The following is a 16972-nucleotide window of genomic DNA, read 5'->3' on the forward strand; positions in this document are numbered from 1 at the left end:
ATCGCGTCAACGCGCATAGCTGCGGCATACTCGTCGCCTGATTACCTGGATCCCGTTATGCGCGCACTTGTACCCCTGACCCTGGCCCTCCTGCTCACAGCCTGCGGCGATGGCGAATCGCTGCTGCCTCCCGATGCACGCCTGCCCGATGGCGGGCGTTATCGCGGCGACCTGGTGGACGGCCTGTTGCAAGGCCAGGGACGCATCGATTACCCCAACGGCAGCTGGTACGCCGGCCAGTTCGACAAGGGCCAGTGGCACGGCACCGGGGAGTGGCACGGCAGCAATGGCGAAGTCTATCGCGGCCAATTCGAGCAAGGCCTGTTCCATGGCCAGGGCAGCCTGACCACACCGACCAGCAGCTACACCGGCGGCTTCAAGCAAGGCCGGCGGGACGGCGAAGGGACGCTCAAGGAAAACGGCATGACCTACCGGGGCGAATTCAAGGCCGACCGTTACTCCGGCCTCGGGCGTCTCGAACTCGACGATGGCAGCCAGTATCAAGGCCCGTTCGCCAACGGCAAGCCCAACGGCGAAGGCCAGCGCTTCGATGCCAGCGGCAACCAGTTCACCGGGCATTTCGTCGACGGCCAGCTCCAGGGCAAGGGCACGTTCAACAGTGCCGAAGGCGACGTCTACATCGGCGGTTTCCGCAACAACCAACTCAACGGTCGGGGGCGTTATGAAAATGCCGACGGCGATGTCTGGATCGGCCAGTTCAAGGACGGCGCGCTGACCGGCAAAGGCGAACTGATTGGCGCGGACGGCAGTCATTATCTCGGCCAGTTCAACGAATGGCGCTTCACCGGCGAGGGCCGCCTCAACCTGCCCGATGGCAGCTTCTACGTGGGCCAGTTCGAAAGCGACAGCTACCACGGGCGCGGCACCTTGGTACTGACCGACGGCACGGTGCAAAGCGGCACCTGGGCCAACGGCCTGCGGATACGCGACGCCGACGGTAAGCTGCTGCCGGACGTGCTCGAACGCGGCATCCTGGCCCAAGGCCGCCTGCTCGACGAAGCGCTGGCCGATATCCCCGCGTCGACGCCTGAGGTGGAACTGTACAGCCTGACCCTGGGCGGCGACGGCAAGCAGAGCGTGTTCCTGCGTGAATCCGACTACGTTGCCAATATGCTTGCCAGCCGTTTCGGCGCGACCGGCCAGATCCGCCTGGTGAACCACCGCGATCACCTCAGCGACCGGCCCATGGCCAGCCGCGAAAGCCTGCGCCGCGCCGCCGTCACTTTGGCCGAGCGCAGCGGCCCGGAAGACCTGATATTCATCTACCTGACCAGCCACGGCACCAGCGAGCACGAACTGGTGCTCGACCAACCTCGCATGGAACTGGCCGACCTGCCCGCCGACGAACTGGCCGTTGTCCTGGCGCCGCTCAAGCATCGCGACAAGATCGTGGTGATCTCGGCCTGTTATTCCGGTGGGTTCATTCCGGCGCTCAAGGATGAACGCACGTTGATCATGACCGCGTCCCGGGCCGACCGGGTGTCATTCGGCTGCTCCGAGGAGGCCAACTTCACTTATTTCGGCGACGCCCTGTTCGCCCAGGCGCTGAACCAGACCGACGACCTGGAGCAAGCGTTCAAGCGCGCCAAGGGCATCGTTGCCGAACGCGAGCAGGCGGACAATTTCGAAGCCTCGGAACCGCAGATCTGGGCGCCGAGGACGGTGCTGTCCCACTGGCAATTGCTGCGCAAGCAACAAGCGCGAAAAGCATTGCGAAGTGCTGCATTGAACGACGAGGGCAAAAAGAGCAACTAAGCTGAACCGTATCAAGGGGGAGACACTATGTACTTGACGCCTCAGCATGTTTTGCTCGCCGGCGCGACCGGATTGACCGGGGAACATCTGTTGGATCGGCTGCTCAATGAGCCGACCATCACCCGGGTACTGGCGCCTTCCCGCCGGCCACTGGCCGAGCATCCGCACTTGGAAAATCCGGTTGGAGAACCGGCCGAGTTGCTGCAACGGCTCGAAGGCCCGGTCGACATCGCCTTCTGCTGCCTCGGCACCACCATCAAGAAAGCCGGCTCCGAACAGGCGTTTCGCGCCGTGGACCTGGACCTGGTGGTGGCCTTCGCCAAACGCGCCCGGGAGCTGGGCGCGCGGCATCTCATCGTGATCAGTGCGTTGAATGCCGACGCGAAGTCGTCGATCTTCTACAACCGGGTCAAAGGCGAAATGGAGGCGGCCCTCAAGGCCCAGGATTGGCCGCAACTGACCATCTGCCGCCCTTCCCTGCTGCTCGGCGAGCGGGTTGAACCGCGCCTGGCCGAGCAACTGGCCGGGCCGTTGTCCAAGCTGATTCCCGGCAAGTACCACGGTATCGAAGCCTGCCAACTGGCCCGGGCCATGTGGCGTCTGGCGCTGGAAGAGCAGGATGGGGTGCGGGTGGTGGAGTCGGATGAGTTGCGCAGGCTTGGGAAATGATTCTGTAGCGCCTGCGTGGATGCATAGTGGCGAGGGAGCTTGCTCCCGCTCGACTGCGCAGCAGTCGCCTTGGATCTCAGGGGGAAAAGCTGGGGGCTTCTCCGCAGCCCAGCGGGAGCAAGCGCCCTCGCCACAGGTTGTGAGGCAATTGCTTGCTACAACCCCCCAGTCGCCTGGAACCCCACACCCAACGCCGTAAACAACGACAACGGCAACAACAAAGTATCGAGCAACGCGCTCCCAGGCAGGTCGAGGCCCGGATAGCTCGGCGCCTCAGCGCCAAAGCGGTCCTTGGCGCAGCAACCGCCGTTCAGCGCATAAAGATCCAGGCGCGTCCCGGCGTACACCACCGGAGCACCCGGCTTGGCGGCGTCGAGGGTGCGGGCGGTGGCGCAACCGGTCAGTTGCAACGCCAGCAACACCGCCAGCAGCTTATTCATCGCTGCTCAAATGATGCTCGCCCCAACGTGGCAGCATGTCTTGGGGAATGTTCATCAGGTTGAGGATCCGGGCGACCACGAAATCGATCAGGTCATCGATGGTCTGTGGCTGATGATAGAAACCCGGCGAGGCCGGCAAAATGGTCACGCCCATGTTCGACAGCTTGAGCATGTGCTCCAGGTGAATGCTCGAATACGGCGCTTCCCGGGGCACCAGGATCAACTGGCGACGCTCCTTGAGCGTGACGTCCGCCGCCCGTTCGATCAGGTTGTTGCAGGCACCGGTGGCAATCGCCGACAGCGTCCCGGTGGAACACGGCACCACCACCATCGCCGCTGGCGCGCCGGAGCCGGAGGCCACCGGCGACATCCAGTCTTCCTTGCCATACACACGAATCTGCCCCGCCGCCGCACCGGTGTACTCGGTGAGGAAGGCCTGCATCATCTGGGTCTTGGGTGGCAGGGTCACGTCGGTCTCGGTGGCCATCACCAGTTGCGCGGCCTTGGAGATGAGGAAATGCACTTCGCGGTCTTCGCGCACCAGGCAATCGAGCAAGCGCAAGCCGTACTGGGCGCCGGACGCACCAGTCATCGCCAGCGTGATGCGTTCGGGGCCATTGCCCTGCAAGCGAGTGTTCATTTCAGCGCCTCGGCCAGTTTGCCGTGCAGGCCGCCGAAGCCGCCATTGCTCATGATCACCACGTGGGTACCGGGCTGGGCCTGGCTTTTGACGCGTTCGATGATGCCCTCCAAGGAATCGCTGACAATCGACGGCACCGTACACAGCGCGGCGGTGGCGGCCAGATCCCAACCCAGGTTGGCCGGCGCATACCAGATCACCTGGTCGGCATCGACCACGCTTTCCGGCAAGCCGTCGCGGTGGGCACCGAGCTTCATGGAATTGGAGCGCGGCTCGATGATAGCGATCAACGGCGCATCACCGATGCGCTTGCGCAAGCCGTCGAGGGTGGTGGCAATAGCCGTCGGGTGGTGGGCGAAGTCGTCGTAAATGGTGATGCCGCGGACTTCGGCAACCTTTTCCATCCGCCGTTTCACGCTTTTGAACGCGCTCAACGCGGCGATGCCCATGGACGGCACCACGCCGACATGCCGGGCCGCCGCCAGGGTCGCCAGGGCATTGGCGACGTTGTGCTGGCCGGTCATGTCCCACTCGACCACGCCTTGGGGCTGGCCTTCGAACATCACTTCAAACTCAGAGCCGTCATCCTTGAGCAGCTTGACCTGCCACTGACCGCCCGCACCGGTGGTTTGCACCGGCGTCCAGCAGCCCATTTCAATGACGCGCTGCAACGCCGGCTCGGTAGTCGGGTGGATCACCAGGCCTTCGCTGGGGATGGTGCGCACTAAATGGTGGAATTGCCGCTCAATGGCCGGCAAATCGGGGAAGATGTCCGCATGATCGAACTCGAGGTTATTAAGGATCGCCGTGCGTGGACGGTAGTGGACGAACTTCGAGCGCTTGTCGAAAAATGCGCTGTCGTACTCATCGGCCTCGATCACGAAGAACGGCGTGCCACCCAGGCGCGCCGACACCGAGAAATTCTGCGGCACGCCACCGATCAAGAAGCCCGGGCTCATGCCCGCGTGCTCCAGCACCCAGGCGAGCATGCTGCTGGTGGTGGTCTTGCCGTGGGTGCCGGCCACGGCCAGGACCCAACGGCCCTGCAGCACATGGTCGGCCAGCCATTGCGGCCCGGACACGTACGGCAGGCCTTTGTTGAGCACGTACTCCACCGCCGGGTTGCCACGGGACATGGCGTTGCCGATGACCACCAGGTCCGGCGCCGGGTCCAGCTGTGCCGGGTCATAGCCCTGGGTCAACTCGATGCCCTGGGCTTCCAGCTGAGTGCTCATGGGTGGATAGACGTTGGCGTCGGAACCCGTCACGTGATGGCCTAATTCCTTCGCCAAAACCGCCATCGAACCCATGAAAGTGCCGCAAATACCGAGAATATGGATGTGCATAGTCGACCTCGTAAACATGGCCGCAGGTTAGCGTAGGGAGGGGAAAATCGCACCTTGTGTTTGGCCTTCGCACCGAGATCCACCGTGGGAGCGAGCCTGCTCGCGAAGGGCCGCGACGCGGTTATCGGGCAATCGCGTGCTTGCGCAGTTTGCGGTAGAGGGTATTGCGGCTGATCCCCAGCTGTTCAGCTGTGTGGGTCATATGCCAGCGCTGGCGCTCCAGCGCATCGAGCAACGCCAGTCGCTCGGCATCTTCCAGCGGGTGTTCTGTCGGGGCTTCTACCTGCTCCACCGGGCATTGGCGGATCATCGCCGGCAAGTCTTCCAAACCAATCCGCCCGCCGTCGCATAACGCAGCGAGGGTACGCAGCACATTGCGCAGTTGCCGCACGTTGCCCGGCCAATCGAAGCCCAGCAACGCCTGGCGCGCCGGTTCGTCGATAAACACCGTCTCGGCGCCGCTCTCTTCAGCCAACAGGAAATCCAGCAGCTGAGATTTGTCACTGCGCTCACGCAACGCCGGCAACGGGATTTCCAAGCCATTGAGGCGGTAATACAGATCCTCGCGAAAACTGCCATCGCGCACCCGGTCGAGCAATTGCCGGTGAGTGGCGCTGATGATGCGTACGTTCACCGCCTCGGGTTCGCCGCCGATGGGCACCACGAGGCGATCTTCCAGCACCCGCAGCAAGCGAGTCTGCAAGGCCAGCGGCATGTCGCCGATTTCATCGAGAAACAGCGTGCCGCCGTCGGCCTGTTGCAACTTGCCGCGCATGCCCTCTTTTCTCGCGCCGGTGAAGCTGCCGCCGCGATAACCGAACAGCTCGCTTTCGATCAGGCTTTCTGGAATCGCGGCGCAGTTGAGGGCGACGAAGTTTTTTTCGGCGCGCTGGCTGGCATGGTGCACAGCCTTGGCAAACGCCTCCTTGCCGGAGCCGGTCTCGCCGTGGATCAGCAGCGGCACATCGCGTTCGTAGACCCGCAGTGCCTTGCGAAAATGTTCCTGCAACGCCGCATCCCCCAGGCAGATCCCCGGCAGACGTGCCGACTCGATGACTTTGAAGGCCGGCGCGACCGGGGCCGGGACGCTACGCGGCTGGCCGCGCAACACGGCAAACAGATGCCGGCCGTCACGGGTGCGCAACGGCCAACTGGCGCTGGCCTGGGCACTGGCCCGGCCCATCAGCTCATCCAGGGAACAATCAAAAAAGTCTTCGACCCGCTGACCAAGCAAGCCGCCACGAATGTGCCCGAGCAGGTTCAGCGCGCTCTGGTTCACCGCGCAGATCCGCCCTTCGCCGTCGAACGCCATCAGCCCTTCGCTGAACAGCCCCACGGACTCGGCCTGCAAGTGGAAGCGCAGCAACCATTGATTGTCGAAGCAACGCAGGAAATAACAGCTCTCGATCATCTTCGCCGAGAGATTGACCAGGGCCATGGTGTGAAACTGGCTCTGGCGCGACACGTCTGGCCGGGCCGAGGACACGTCAAGCACCGCCAGCAGTTCGCCATGAGGGTCGAACACCGGGCTCGCCGAGCAGGTCAGGCCGGTGTGACGGCCGCGGAAATGTTCTTCCTGGTGGATGGTCAGGGCTTGGCGTTCCACCAGGCAGGTGCCGATGCCGTTGGTGCCTTCGCAGGCTTCGCTCCAGTCGGCGCCCAGCCAAAGGCCGGCCCGCTCGAAAATCTTCCGCTCGCTGGGGGCAGTGACGCAGTTGAGGATCACGCCCCGAGCGTCGGTGAGCAGCACAGCGTGGCCGGCGCCGGAGAGTTGCTGATGCAGGCTGGTCATTTCCGTGCCGGCGATATGCAGCACTTGCTGCAAACGCTCGCGGCTTTCCAGCACTCGGCCATGTTCAAGCACCGTCGGCGCCAGGTTCTGCGCCGGGTCGAGGTGATAGTCCTCAAGGCAGCGCAGCCAGGAACGGGCAATCGACGGATCGCTGCCAGGCCCCTGCAAATGGGCCTTGCCCTGGGTGACCGTCAAGACTTGCTGGGCATGGCGACTCAAATGGTTGCTGTGCATGTTCTTATTATTCTCCCCGAAGGACCTTTTTGGACCTGCAGACACATTGCCCCGTGGCGAGGGAGCTTGCTCCCGCTGGGCTGCGCAGCGGCCCCAAAACCTGAGCACGCGGTGCATCAGGTTGACCGAGTTGGCTTTGGGGGACCGCTTCGCGATCCAGCGGGAGCAAGCTCCCTCGCCACATAAGCGGTCCGCCCATGGCCTCGCCGTCGAAGCCAGCATCCTCCAGCCCACCGACCTTTGCAATGCTGGCGCGACCTGCCGGTCACAGACTGTCTCAGCCATGGCACAAACTGTCACACCCTGCGTATCGCAACCGTGACACAGCCCCTCCGTTTGTCTGACGAATTCCTCCCAAAGTCTTGATTTCCGGGCCCTGCAAGGCAATGGCCCAACCTTTGCTCTAGGCTTAAGTACCAGCGCGAATTTGCGCGGCTCCCTAATAAGCACAAAAGCCAAGGAGAACTCATCATGCGTTACGCTCACCCCGGTACTGAAGGCGCTATCGTTTCGTTCAAGGCCAAATACGGTAACTACATCGGCGGCGAGTTCGTCGCGCCTGTCAAAGGTCAGTACTTCACCAACACTTCGCCGGTCAATGGCCAGCCCATTGCCGAATTCCCGCGCTCCACGGCCGAAGACATCGACAAAGCCCTGGATGCCGCTCACGCCGCCGCTGATGCCTGGGGCGCTACGTCGGTCCAGGCCCGTTCGCTGATCCTGCTGAAAATCGCCGACCGCATCGAAGCGAACCTCGAAACCCTGGCGATCACCGAATCCTGGGACAACGGCAAGGCCGTGCGTGAAACACTCAACGCCGACATCCCATTGGCAGCCGACCACTTCCGCTACTTCGCCGGTTGCCTGCGAGCCCAGGAAGGCAGTGCCGCCGAGATCGACGGCAACACCGTGGCCTATCACATCCATGAACCATTGGGCGTGGTCGGGCAGATCATCCCGTGGAACTTCCCGCTGCTGATGGCCGCCTGGAAACTCGCCCCGGCTCTGGCCGCCGGCAACTGTGTGGTACTCAAGCCGGCCGAGCAAACCCCGCTGGGCATCTGCGTGCTGATGGAACTGATCGGCGACCTGCTGCCACCGGGCGTGCTGAACGTGGTGCAAGGTTTCGGCAAGGAAGCCGGTGAAGCCCTCGCCACCAGCAAGCGCATCGCCAAAATTGCCTTCACCGGTTCCACCCCGGTGGGCTCGCACATCATGAAATGCGCCGCCGAGAACATCATCCCGTCCACCGTGGAACTGGGCGGCAAGTCGCCGAATATCTTCTTCGAAGACATCATGCAGGCCGAGCCAAGCTTCATCGAAAAAGCCGCCGAAGGCCTGGTGCTGGCGTTCTTCAACCAGGGCGAAGTCTGCACCTGCCCATCCCGCGCCTTGGTGCAGGAGTCGATCTACGACGAATTCATGCAAGTGGTGATGAAGAAAATCGAGCAGATTAAGCGCGGCGACCCGCTGGACACCGACACCATGGTCGGCGCCCAGGCATCCGAGCAGCAATTCGACAAGATTCTTTCGTACTTGGAAATCGCCAAGGGCGAAGGCGCGCAACTGTTGACCGGCGGCCAGGTGGAGAAACTCGAAGGCAACCTTTCCAGCGGTTATTACATCCAGCCGACCCTGCTCAAGGGCACCAACAAGATGCGCGTCTTCCAGGAAGAAATCTTCGGCCCGGTGGTGAGCATCACCACCTTCAAGGACGAAGCCGAAGCCCTGGCCATCGCCAACGACACCGAGTTCGGCCTCGGCGCGGGCCTCTGGACCCGCGACATCAACCGCGCCTACCGCATGGGCCGGGCGATCAAGGCCGGTCGCGTCTGGACCAACTGCTACCACCTGTACCCGGCCCACGCCGCGTTCGGTGGCTACAAGAAGTCCGGCGTCGGGCGCGAGACGCACAAGATGATGCTCGACCACTACCAGCAGACCAAGAATCTGCTGGTGAGCTACGACATCAATCCGCTGGGGTTCTTCTAAGTAAAAAAGGGCGAGGCAGGCAACCCTGCTTCGCCCTTTAGATTGCCTTCGCGAGCAGGCTCGCTCCCACAGGGATTTGTGGATAACTCTTCTTCAGGGTTGGAACCGATCCACTGTGGGAGCGAGCCTGCTCGCGAAGGCGGCGGTCCAGCTTGCATCCATGCTGTATGCAACACACCGGTTCCAAGAGCAGCCCCGCTCCAACAGGGCCAAAAAAAATAAAAACAGGTGAACCCTTATGCCAAGCGATCATGCAACCCCGCAACCGGCAACGTCCTCGGTCGATTTCGAAAAAGTCGGCTCCGAATATTTCCAACAACGTGAACTGAAGAAAGGCGCGGCGGGCTGGGTCCTGCTGGTAGGCCTGGGCGTGGCCTATGTCATTTCCGGCGACTACGCTGGCTGGAACTTCGGCCTGGCCCAGGGCGGCTGGGGTGGGATGTTCCTCGCCACGCTGCTGATGGCCGCGATGTACCTGTGCATGTGTTTTTCCCTCGCCGAGCTGTCTTCGATGATCCCCACCGCCGGCGGCGGCTACGGTTTTGCCCGCAGCGCATTCGGGCCTTGGGGCGGATTCCTCACGGGAACCGCGATCCTGATCGAATACGCCATTGCCCCGGCGGCGATTGCCGTGTTCATCGGCGCCTATTGCCAGTCGCTGTTCGGCATTGGCGGCTGGATGATCTACCTGGCGTTCTACATCATCTTCATTGCCATCCACATTTTCGGCGTCGGAGAAGCCCTCAAGCTGATGTTCATCATCACCGCCGTCGCCGCTCTGGCACTGGGAGTCTTCCTGGTGGCGATGGTGCCGCACTTCAACGTCGCCAACCTGCTGGACATTCCGGTCACCGAGGCCGCTGGGGCCAGTTCGTTCCTGCCGTTCGGCTACGTCGGCGTCTGGGCGGCCATCCCTTATGCGATCTGGTTTTTCCTCGCCGTTGAAGGCGTGCCGCTGGCCGCTGAAGAAACCAAGAACCCCAAGCGCGACCTGCCGCGCGGCCTGATCGGCGCGATGCTGGTGCTGGTGGCCTTTGCCCTGCTGATTCTGGTGATCGGCCCGGGCGGCGCGGGCTCCAACGCGCTGATGGCGTCGGGCAACCCACTGGTGGAAGCCCTGGCCAAGGCTTACGGCGGCTCGACCTGGATGGGCAACTTCGTCAACCTGGTCGGCCTGGCCGGTTTGATCGCCAGTTTCTTCTCGATCATCTACGCCTACTCGCGGCAGATCTTCGCGCTGTCCCGCGCCGGCTACCTGCCGCGCAAACTCTCGGAAACCAATAAAAGCAAAGCGCCGGTCCTGGCGTTGGTCATCCCCGGCATCATCGGTTTCGGCCTGTCCTTGACCGGCCAGGGCGACCTGCTGATTCTGGTGGCGGTGTTCGGCGCGACCATTTCCTACGTGCTGATGATGGCCGCGCACATCACCCTGCGCATCCGTCGCCCCAAAATGGACCGGCCATACCGCACGCCGGGCGGCATCTTCACCTCGGGCGTGGCCCTGGTGCTGGCGTGTATCGCCGTGGTGGCGGGCTTCCTGGTCGATCCTCGGGTGGTGATCGGCGCCGCGATCATCTATGGAGTGTTAATTGCTTACTTTGCTTTCTACAGTCGGCATCACTTGGTCGCAGGCACGCCCGAAGAGGAATTCGCGGCCATTCAAAAAGCCGAAGAAGCCTTGCACTAAGCCGTAACGTGCCGAAAAACACGGCGCCGCCCAGCGGCGCCGTCACGGAGAACCTGTATGGCCAGTTTTGCACACACGGTCGGCGCCCAGACCTACCGCTTCGACAGCCTCAAAGACCTGATGGCCAAGGCCAGCCCGGCGCGTTCCGGGGATTTCCTGGCCGAGATCGCCGCGCTCAACGATGGCGAGCGCGTGGCCGCGCAAATGGCCCTGGCTGACTTGCCCCTCAGCCATTTCCTGCAAGAAATGCTGATTCCTTACGAGGCCGACGAAGTCACCCGTTTGATCGTCGACACTCACGACAAACAAGCTTTTGCCGTCGTCAGCCACCTCACGGTCGGGGGTTTTCGCGATTGGCTGCTCAGCGAAGCCGCCGACGAACAGAGCCTGCGGGCACTGGCTCCTGGCCTGACGCCGGAAATGGTCGCCGCCGTGTCGAAAATCATGCGCGTGCAAGACCTGGTGCTGGTGGCGCAGAAAATCCGCGTGGTGACCAAGTTCCGCGGCACCCTCGGCCTGCGCGGGCGATTGTCCACGCGCCTGCAACCCAACCACCCCACCGACGAACCCGCCGGCATCGCCGCGAGCATCCTCGACGGCCTGCTCTTCGGCAACGGCGACGCCATGATCGGTATCAACCCGGCCACTGACAGCACCGCCTCGATCTGCGCCATGCTGGAAATGCTCGACGCCATCATCCAGCGCTACGACATCCCCACCCAAGGTTGCGTGCTGACCCACGTCACCACCTCCATCGAAGCGGCGAACCGGGGCGTGCCCCTGGACCTGGTGTTCCAGTCCATCGCCGGCACCGAAGCGGCCAACGCCAGTTTCGGCATCAGCCTGAACATTTTGAAGGAAGGCTACGACGCAGGGCTCAGCCTGAATCGCGGCACCTTGGGCAACAACCTGATGTATTTCGAAACCGGCCAAGGCAGCGCGCTGTCGGCCAATGCCCACCACGGCGTCGATCAACAGACCTGCGAGACGCGGGCCTACGCCGTGGCGCGACATTTCAACCCGTTCCTGGTGAACACGGTTGTAGGCTTCATCGGTCCGGAATACCTCTACAACGGTAAACAAATCATCCGCGCCGGCCTCGAAGACCACTTCTGCGGCAAGTTGCTCGGCGTGCCGATGGGCTGCGACATCTGCTACACCAACCACGCCGAAGCCGACCAGGACGACATGGACACCCTGCTGACCCTGCTGGGCGTGGCCGGGATCAACTTCATCATGGGCATCCCCGGCTCCGACGACATCATGCTCAACTACCAGACCACCTCGTTCCACGACGCCCTCTATGCCCGCCAGACCCTGGGCCTCAAGCCCGCGCCGGAATTCGAAACCTGGCTGGCGAACATGGGCATCTTCACTCAGGCCGATGGCCGGGTGCGGTTCGGCGACAACCTGCCACCGGCGTTTCGTCACGCCCTCGCGCATTTGGGATAAGAGACCTGCCCATGGATAAAAACCCCGTCGATTCGCAAAACCCTTGGCTGAACCTGCGCAACCTCACCCCGGCGCGCATCGCCCTGGGCCGCACCGGCACCAGCCTACCCACCTCGGCGCAACTGGACTTCCAATTCGCCCACGCCCAGGCCCGCGATGCTGTGCACCTGGCATTCGATCACCAGGGCATCCGCGCACAACTGACTGAGCGTGGCCGTGAAAGCCTGTTGCTCCACAGCGCAGCCAGCGACCGCAATAGCTATCTACAACGCCCGGATCTGGGTCGACGGCTCGACGACGCCTCCGCGCAAATCCTTCAGGACTACGCCGCCGCCCATCCCGGCGGTGTGGACTTGGTCATTGTGGTGGCTGACGGGCTGTCAGCGCTGGCGGTACATCGCCATACGCTGCCGTTCCTGGCGCGCCTGGAAGAACAGATCGCCGCCGAAGGCTGGTCTGTGTCGCCCATCGTTTTGGTGGAACAGGGCCGCGTCGCGGTGGCCGATGAAGTGGCGCAGCGGCTCGGCGCAAAAATGTCGGTGATCCTGATCGGTGAACGCCCCGGCCTCAGCTCCCCCGACAGCCTGGGGCTGTATTTCACCTACGCCCCCAAGGTCGGCCTGACCGATGCGTATCGCAACTGCATCTCCAATGTGCGCCTCGAAGGCCTGAGCTATGGCATGGCGGCCCATCGCCTGATCTATCTGATGCGCGAGGCCTGTCGCCGACAGCTCTCGGGGGTCAATCTGAAGGACGAAGCCCAGGTAAACACTTTAGAGGCGGAAAACGGTGCCGATATGAAAGGTAATTTCCTACTGGCGCCGCCCCCAAGCTGAACCTGTCATGCAATTGCGCTTTTGATCCGCTTTCAGGCAGCATCTGGGCACGGCAGTCCGCCGTTGTTGTCAGACTTGATGTCGACCTTTGCAGACGAGACCTACCATGCGGATTATCCAAGCGACGCTGGAACACCTGGACCTGCTGACCCCATTGTTCGTCAAATACCGGGAATTCTACGGCTCGCTGCCTTTTCCGGACTCGTCCCGGGCCTTCCTGGAAAAACGCCTGCGCCGCAAGGAGTCGGTGATCTACCTGGCCCTGCCGGATGACGACGACAGCAAGTTGCTCGGCTTCTGCCAGCTCTACCCCAGCTTCTCGTCGCTGTCGCTCAAGCGCGTGTGGATCCTCAACGACATCTACGTCGCCGAAGACGCCCGCCGCCAACTCGTCGCCGACAACCTGATCCGCACCGCAAAAAAAATGGCCAAGGAAACCAACGCCGTCCGCATGCGCGTCTCCACCAGCAGCAACAACGACGTCGCGCAGAAAACCTACGAGTCGATCGGCTTCAAGGAAGACTCCGAGTTCAAGAACTACGTGCTGCCGATCAGTGAAGGGCTTTGACCCCTGCGGCTAGATGAAGCCTCTGTGGCCAGGTGAAACCTTGTGACTGAGTGAAACCCTCGTGGCGAGGGAGCTTGCTCCCGCTGGGCTGCGCAGCAGCCCCAAAACCTGAGCACGCGGTACATCAGGCCGACCGAGCTGCCTGCTTTGGGACCGCTACGCGGTCCAGCGGGAGCAAGCTCCCTCGCCACAAAATCGGTCCGAGCCACGCCTCATCCAGCCAGTCCCCTTGGAAATCCCCCGCTACAAACTCAACACGCGCTTCACAATCCCCACCGTATAATGCCGCTCTTCCCAGCTTGTAAGAAAAAGCTACACATCCTGTAGCCCATACTCAAAGCCTGACCCACCAGCCCCGCCGAGTCGGGCCGCCACCAAGGTGTTACGCATGGATTTCAACCCCCTCGACCTCATCCTGCATCTCGACGTCTACCTCGACATGCTGGTGACCAACTACGGGACGTGGATCTACGCCATCCTGTTCCTGGTGATCTTCTGTGAAACCGGCCTGGTGGTCATGCCGTTCCTGCCGGGCGACTCCCTGTTGTTCATCGCCGGCGCCGTAGCCGCCGGTGGCGCCATGGACCCGGTACTGCTGGGGGGCCTGTTGATGCTCGCGGCCATCCTCGGCGACAGCACCAACTACCTCATCGGCCGTACCGCTGGCGAAAAACTGTTCAGCAACCCCAACTCGAAAATCTTCCGCCGCGACTACCTGCAGCAGACCCACGATTTCTACGATAAACACGGCGGCAAAACCGTGACCCTGGCGCGCTTCCTGCCGATCATCCGCACCTTCGCGCCCTTCGTCGCCGGCGTCGGCAAGATGAATTACCTGCGTTTCTTCGGCTTCAGCGTCCTTGGCACCATCCTATGGGTTGGCGGCCTGGTGACCCTCGGCTACTTCTTCGGCAACGTGCCCTTCATCAAGCAAAACCTGTCGCTGCTGGTGGTGGGCATCATCCTGCTGTCGCTGCTGCCGATGATCATTGGCCTGGTGCGCAGCAAAATGAGCCAGCGCGGCTCAAAAGCCGAAACGCGCTGATCGCTCCATGTGGTCCTTGAGCAACTGGCGCCGCCGACGCGCCCTCGCCAAACACCCCGTGGCCGAGGACACCTGGCAACGGGTGCGCCAGCAATTGAGCTTCCTCGACGGCATCAGCGCCGAAGAAGACCAATGGCTGCGTGAAGCCTGCGTACTGTTCCTGCACGACAAACACCTCACCGCCCTGCCCGGCGTCGAACTGCACCAGGAACAACGCCTGCTGCTCGCCGCCCAGGCCCAATTGCCACTGATGCACCTCGGCGACCTGAACTGGTACCAGGGCTTCCACGAAATCGTCCTCTACCCCGACGACTTCCTCAGCCCCCAACGCTACCGCGACGCCAGCGGCATCGAGCACGAATGGGACGGCGAACACAGCGGCGAAGCCTGGCCCCAAGGCCCGATCATCCTGGCCTGGGACGGCGTGATGGCCAGCGGCGGCTGGGACGGTTACAACCTGGTGATCCACGAACTGGCGCACAAACTCGACATGCTCAACGGCGACGCCAACGGCCTGCCACCGCTCCACGCCGACATGCGCGTCAGCGACTGGGCCGACGCCATGCAACATGCATTCGATGATCTGGACCGCCAGCTCGACCACAACCCCGACGCAGAAACCGCCATCGATCCCTATGCCGCCGAAAACCCCGCCGAGTTCTTCGCCGTCACCAGCGAATACTTCTTCAGCGCCCCGGATCTGCTGCACCAGGCCTATCCTCGGGTGTATGAACAGCTCAAGGCGTTTTACCGCCAGGATCCGTTGGCCCGGCTGCGGCAACTTCAGGCCGAAGATCCGGTCTATCAGGCGTCATACTAAGGTCTAGGGCAAAGCCCAAGACCCTGGTAGCGTGGCAACAGCGGCCGAATATGCCTATAATCGCCGCCACTTTTTGGTCAATCCGACCAGTCATCTGGTCAACTAACGGGGGCACCGCCCAATGAGCTACAGCAAGATTCCGGCTGGCAAAGACCTGCCGAACGACATCTACGTCGCGATCGAAATCCCGGCCAACCACGCCCCGATCAAATACGAAATCGACAAAGACAGCGATTGCCTGTTCGTTGACCGTTTCATGGCCACCCCGATGTTCTACCCGGCCAACTACGGTTACATCCCCAATACCCTGGCCGACGACGGCGACCCCCTCGACGTGCTGGTCGTAACCCCTTACCCAGTGGCTCCAGGCTCGGTCATCCGCGCCCGTCCAGTCGGCATTCTGAACATGACCGACGACGGCGGCGGCGATGCCAAAGTCATCGCAGTACCCCACGACAAACTGTCGCAACTGTACGTCGATGTGAAGGAATACACCGACCTGCCACCACTGCTGATCCAGCAGATCGAGCACTTCTTCGCGAACTACAAAGACCTCGAAAAAGGCAAGTGGGTCAAGATCGAAGGCTGGGCCGGCGCAGACGCCGCCCGCGAAGCGATCACCAAGTCGGTTGCCGCCTACAAAGGCTGAGACCGAACTTAAAAAGAACCCCGGTTAACCGGGGTTTTTTTATGCTTGGACCCTGGCTAATACAACTTCGTATTACCAGCGTTTACCTGCGTTTATCCCGCTAGTTTTGGTTCCTGCAAACGGAAAGATCATCTTATAAATTCACACGACATGTTTATTGCCGAAAGCGCAGTCGCCCCTAAACTTTCCGTTTATGAAAATACATTCCAGTGGCGACCGCTTCAGAGCCCTTCTCAAAGAAGCCAACATCCGATCCGCCGACTTCGCGAAGTTGTACGGCGTAAAATCGCAGCATGTAAATAACTGGTTCAACCGTGGCATCCCACCGGGACGCATCTACAGCATCGCCGGCCTGCTCACCGTCAGCCCGCAATGGCTCGCCACCGGCGAAGGCCCGCAAACCCCACTGGGCCTCGGCCCCGGCACCACCTATGAAGCCGCCGAAAACGACGGCGTCTACAGCGTGGCGGAAACCACGGACATCGAACTGCCGTTCTACAAGGAAGTCCCGATTGCCCCCGGCGAAACCAAAACTTACATCACCGAAATCCCCGATCAATCCATCCGCCTGCCCCGCACCCACCTAGAATCCCTGGAAATCGACCCCAGCGACGCCATCTGCACCACCATGGTCGGTGACAGCATGGCCGAACGCATCGAAGACGGCTCCACCCTCGCCATCGACCGGGGTCTGACCCAAATCGTCGACGGCCAAATCTACGCCCTCGAACACGACGGCATGCTGCGCATCAAATACCTGCACCGCATCCCCGGTAACCGACTTCGGCTGCGCAGCCACAACAGCGCCGCCTACCCCGACGAAGTCTTCAGCGCCGAACAGATCGACGCACAACACATCCACGTGATCGGCTGGGTGTTCTGGTGGTCAACCCTCAACAAACAGAGACCGCCGGTGTCCGATTGACTTCCCAACGGCAGGGATCGCTTTTCGTGGCGAGGGAGCTTGCTCCCGCTGGGCTGCGCAGCAGCCCCCCGCTGTTCCCCCTGATTCACCCCTAACCCAAT

General features: G+C 62.2%; 15 protein-coding genes. 11 read left to right on the plus strand and 4 right to left on the minus strand.

The window, feature by feature from the left end; genetic code table 11:
• The first annotated feature begins 57 nt into the window (after positions 1-57).
• Together J3P76_RS22140 and J3P76_RS22145 are read left to right on the plus strand one after the other, a co-directional pair.
• Entirely contained in the window at positions 58-1776 is a 1719-nt protein-coding gene (locus tag J3P76_RS22140) for a C13 family peptidase (RefSeq protein WP_420767344.1), read from the plus strand.
• A 27-nt stretch (positions 1777-1803) separates the two neighbouring features.
• Positions 1804-2445 (plus strand): oxidoreductase, encoded by a 642-nt coding sequence (locus tag J3P76_RS22145; protein WP_420767345.1) that lies wholly within the window; start codon positions 1804-1806, stop codon positions 2443-2445.
• Positions 2446-2600: 155 nt separating this feature from the next.
• Here the strand turns inward: J3P76_RS22145 and J3P76_RS22150 are convergent, their stop codons facing one another.
• The 4 genes from J3P76_RS22150 to J3P76_RS22165 all read right to left on the minus strand — a co-directional run bounded on the left by J3P76_RS22150 (position 2601) and on the right by J3P76_RS22165 (position 6897).
• Complete coding sequence (locus tag J3P76_RS22150; RefSeq protein ID WP_045157038.1) at positions 2601-2885, minus strand: YceK/YidQ family lipoprotein; 285 nt, start codon at positions 2883-2885, stop codon at positions 2601-2603.
• The gene (ubiX, locus tag J3P76_RS22155) at positions 2878-3525 is read right to left on the minus strand and encodes a flavin prenyltransferase UbiX (RefSeq protein ID WP_420767346.1); all 648 of its coding nucleotides are present in this window, start codon (positions 3523-3525) and stop codon (positions 2878-2880) included. The genes J3P76_RS22150 and ubiX overlap by 8 nt, the downstream gene beginning before the upstream one ends.
• The gene (mpl, locus tag J3P76_RS22160; RefSeq protein ID WP_434562118.1) at positions 3522-4871 is read right to left on the minus strand and encodes a UDP-N-acetylmuramate:L-alanyl-gamma-D-glutamyl-meso-diaminopimelate ligase; all 1350 of its coding nucleotides are present in this window, start codon (positions 4869-4871) and stop codon (positions 3522-3524) included. The genes ubiX and mpl overlap by 4 nt, the downstream gene beginning before the upstream one ends.
• Before the next feature lie 121 nt (positions 4872-4992).
• Positions 4993-6897: a sigma-54-dependent Fis family transcriptional regulator gene (locus J3P76_RS22165; protein ID WP_434701248.1), complete on the minus strand. Its 1905-nt coding sequence runs from the start codon at positions 6895-6897 to the stop codon at positions 4993-4995.
• Between the two features lie 471 nt (positions 6898-7368).
• On the opposite strand from J3P76_RS22165, the gene exaC reads away from it, so the two are divergent.
• From exaC to J3P76_RS22210, 9 genes are all read left to right on the plus strand, one after another.
• Positions 7369-8889 (plus strand): acetaldehyde dehydrogenase ExaC, encoded by a 1521-nt coding sequence (exaC, locus tag J3P76_RS22170; protein ID WP_434562114.1) that lies wholly within the window; start codon positions 7369-7371, stop codon positions 8887-8889.
• Between the two features lie 238 nt (positions 8890-9127).
• On the plus strand, positions 9128-10576 hold the full coding sequence (eat, locus tag J3P76_RS22175; RefSeq protein WP_434609370.1) for an ethanolamine permease: 1449 nt from the start codon (positions 9128-9130) through the stop codon (positions 10574-10576).
• Positions 10577-10633: 57 nt separating this feature from the next.
• Positions 10634-12028, plus strand: coding sequence for an ethanolamine ammonia-lyase subunit EutB (locus tag J3P76_RS22180; RefSeq protein ID WP_434609367.1), 1395 nt, complete (start codon positions 10634-10636; stop codon positions 12026-12028).
• 11 nt (positions 12029-12039) lie between these two features.
• Complete coding sequence (gene eutC / locus J3P76_RS22185) at positions 12040-12864, plus strand: ethanolamine ammonia-lyase subunit EutC (RefSeq protein WP_434562108.1); 825 nt, start codon at positions 12040-12042, stop codon at positions 12862-12864.
• Between the two features lie 106 nt (positions 12865-12970).
• Positions 12971-13432 (plus strand): GNAT family N-acetyltransferase, encoded by a 462-nt coding sequence (locus J3P76_RS22190; RefSeq protein WP_420767353.1) that lies wholly within the window; start codon positions 12971-12973, stop codon positions 13430-13432.
• 388 nt (positions 13433-13820) lie between these two features.
• On the plus strand, positions 13821-14477 hold the full coding sequence (locus J3P76_RS22195; RefSeq protein ID WP_434562106.1) for a DedA family protein: 657 nt from the start codon (positions 13821-13823) through the stop codon (positions 14475-14477).
• Positions 14478-14484: 7 nt separating this feature from the next.
• Positions 14485-15297, plus strand: coding sequence for a zinc-dependent peptidase (locus J3P76_RS22200; protein ID WP_420767355.1), 813 nt, complete (start codon positions 14485-14487; stop codon positions 15295-15297).
• Positions 15298-15418: 121 nt separating this feature from the next.
• On the plus strand, positions 15419-15946 hold the full coding sequence (gene ppa, locus J3P76_RS22205; protein ID WP_003205933.1) for an inorganic diphosphatase: 528 nt from the start codon (positions 15419-15421) through the stop codon (positions 15944-15946).
• 193 nt (positions 15947-16139) lie between these two features.
• On the plus strand, positions 16140-16871 hold the full coding sequence (locus tag J3P76_RS22210; protein ID WP_420767356.1) for a LexA family transcriptional regulator: 732 nt from the start codon (positions 16140-16142) through the stop codon (positions 16869-16871).
• Positions 16872-16972 lie beyond the last annotated feature (101 nt).

The sequence above is a fragment of the Pseudomonas sp. D1-36 genome (genome assembly GCF_051132205.1).
Classification (GTDB): domain Bacteria; phylum Pseudomonadota; class Gammaproteobacteria; order Pseudomonadales; family Pseudomonadaceae; genus Aquipseudomonas.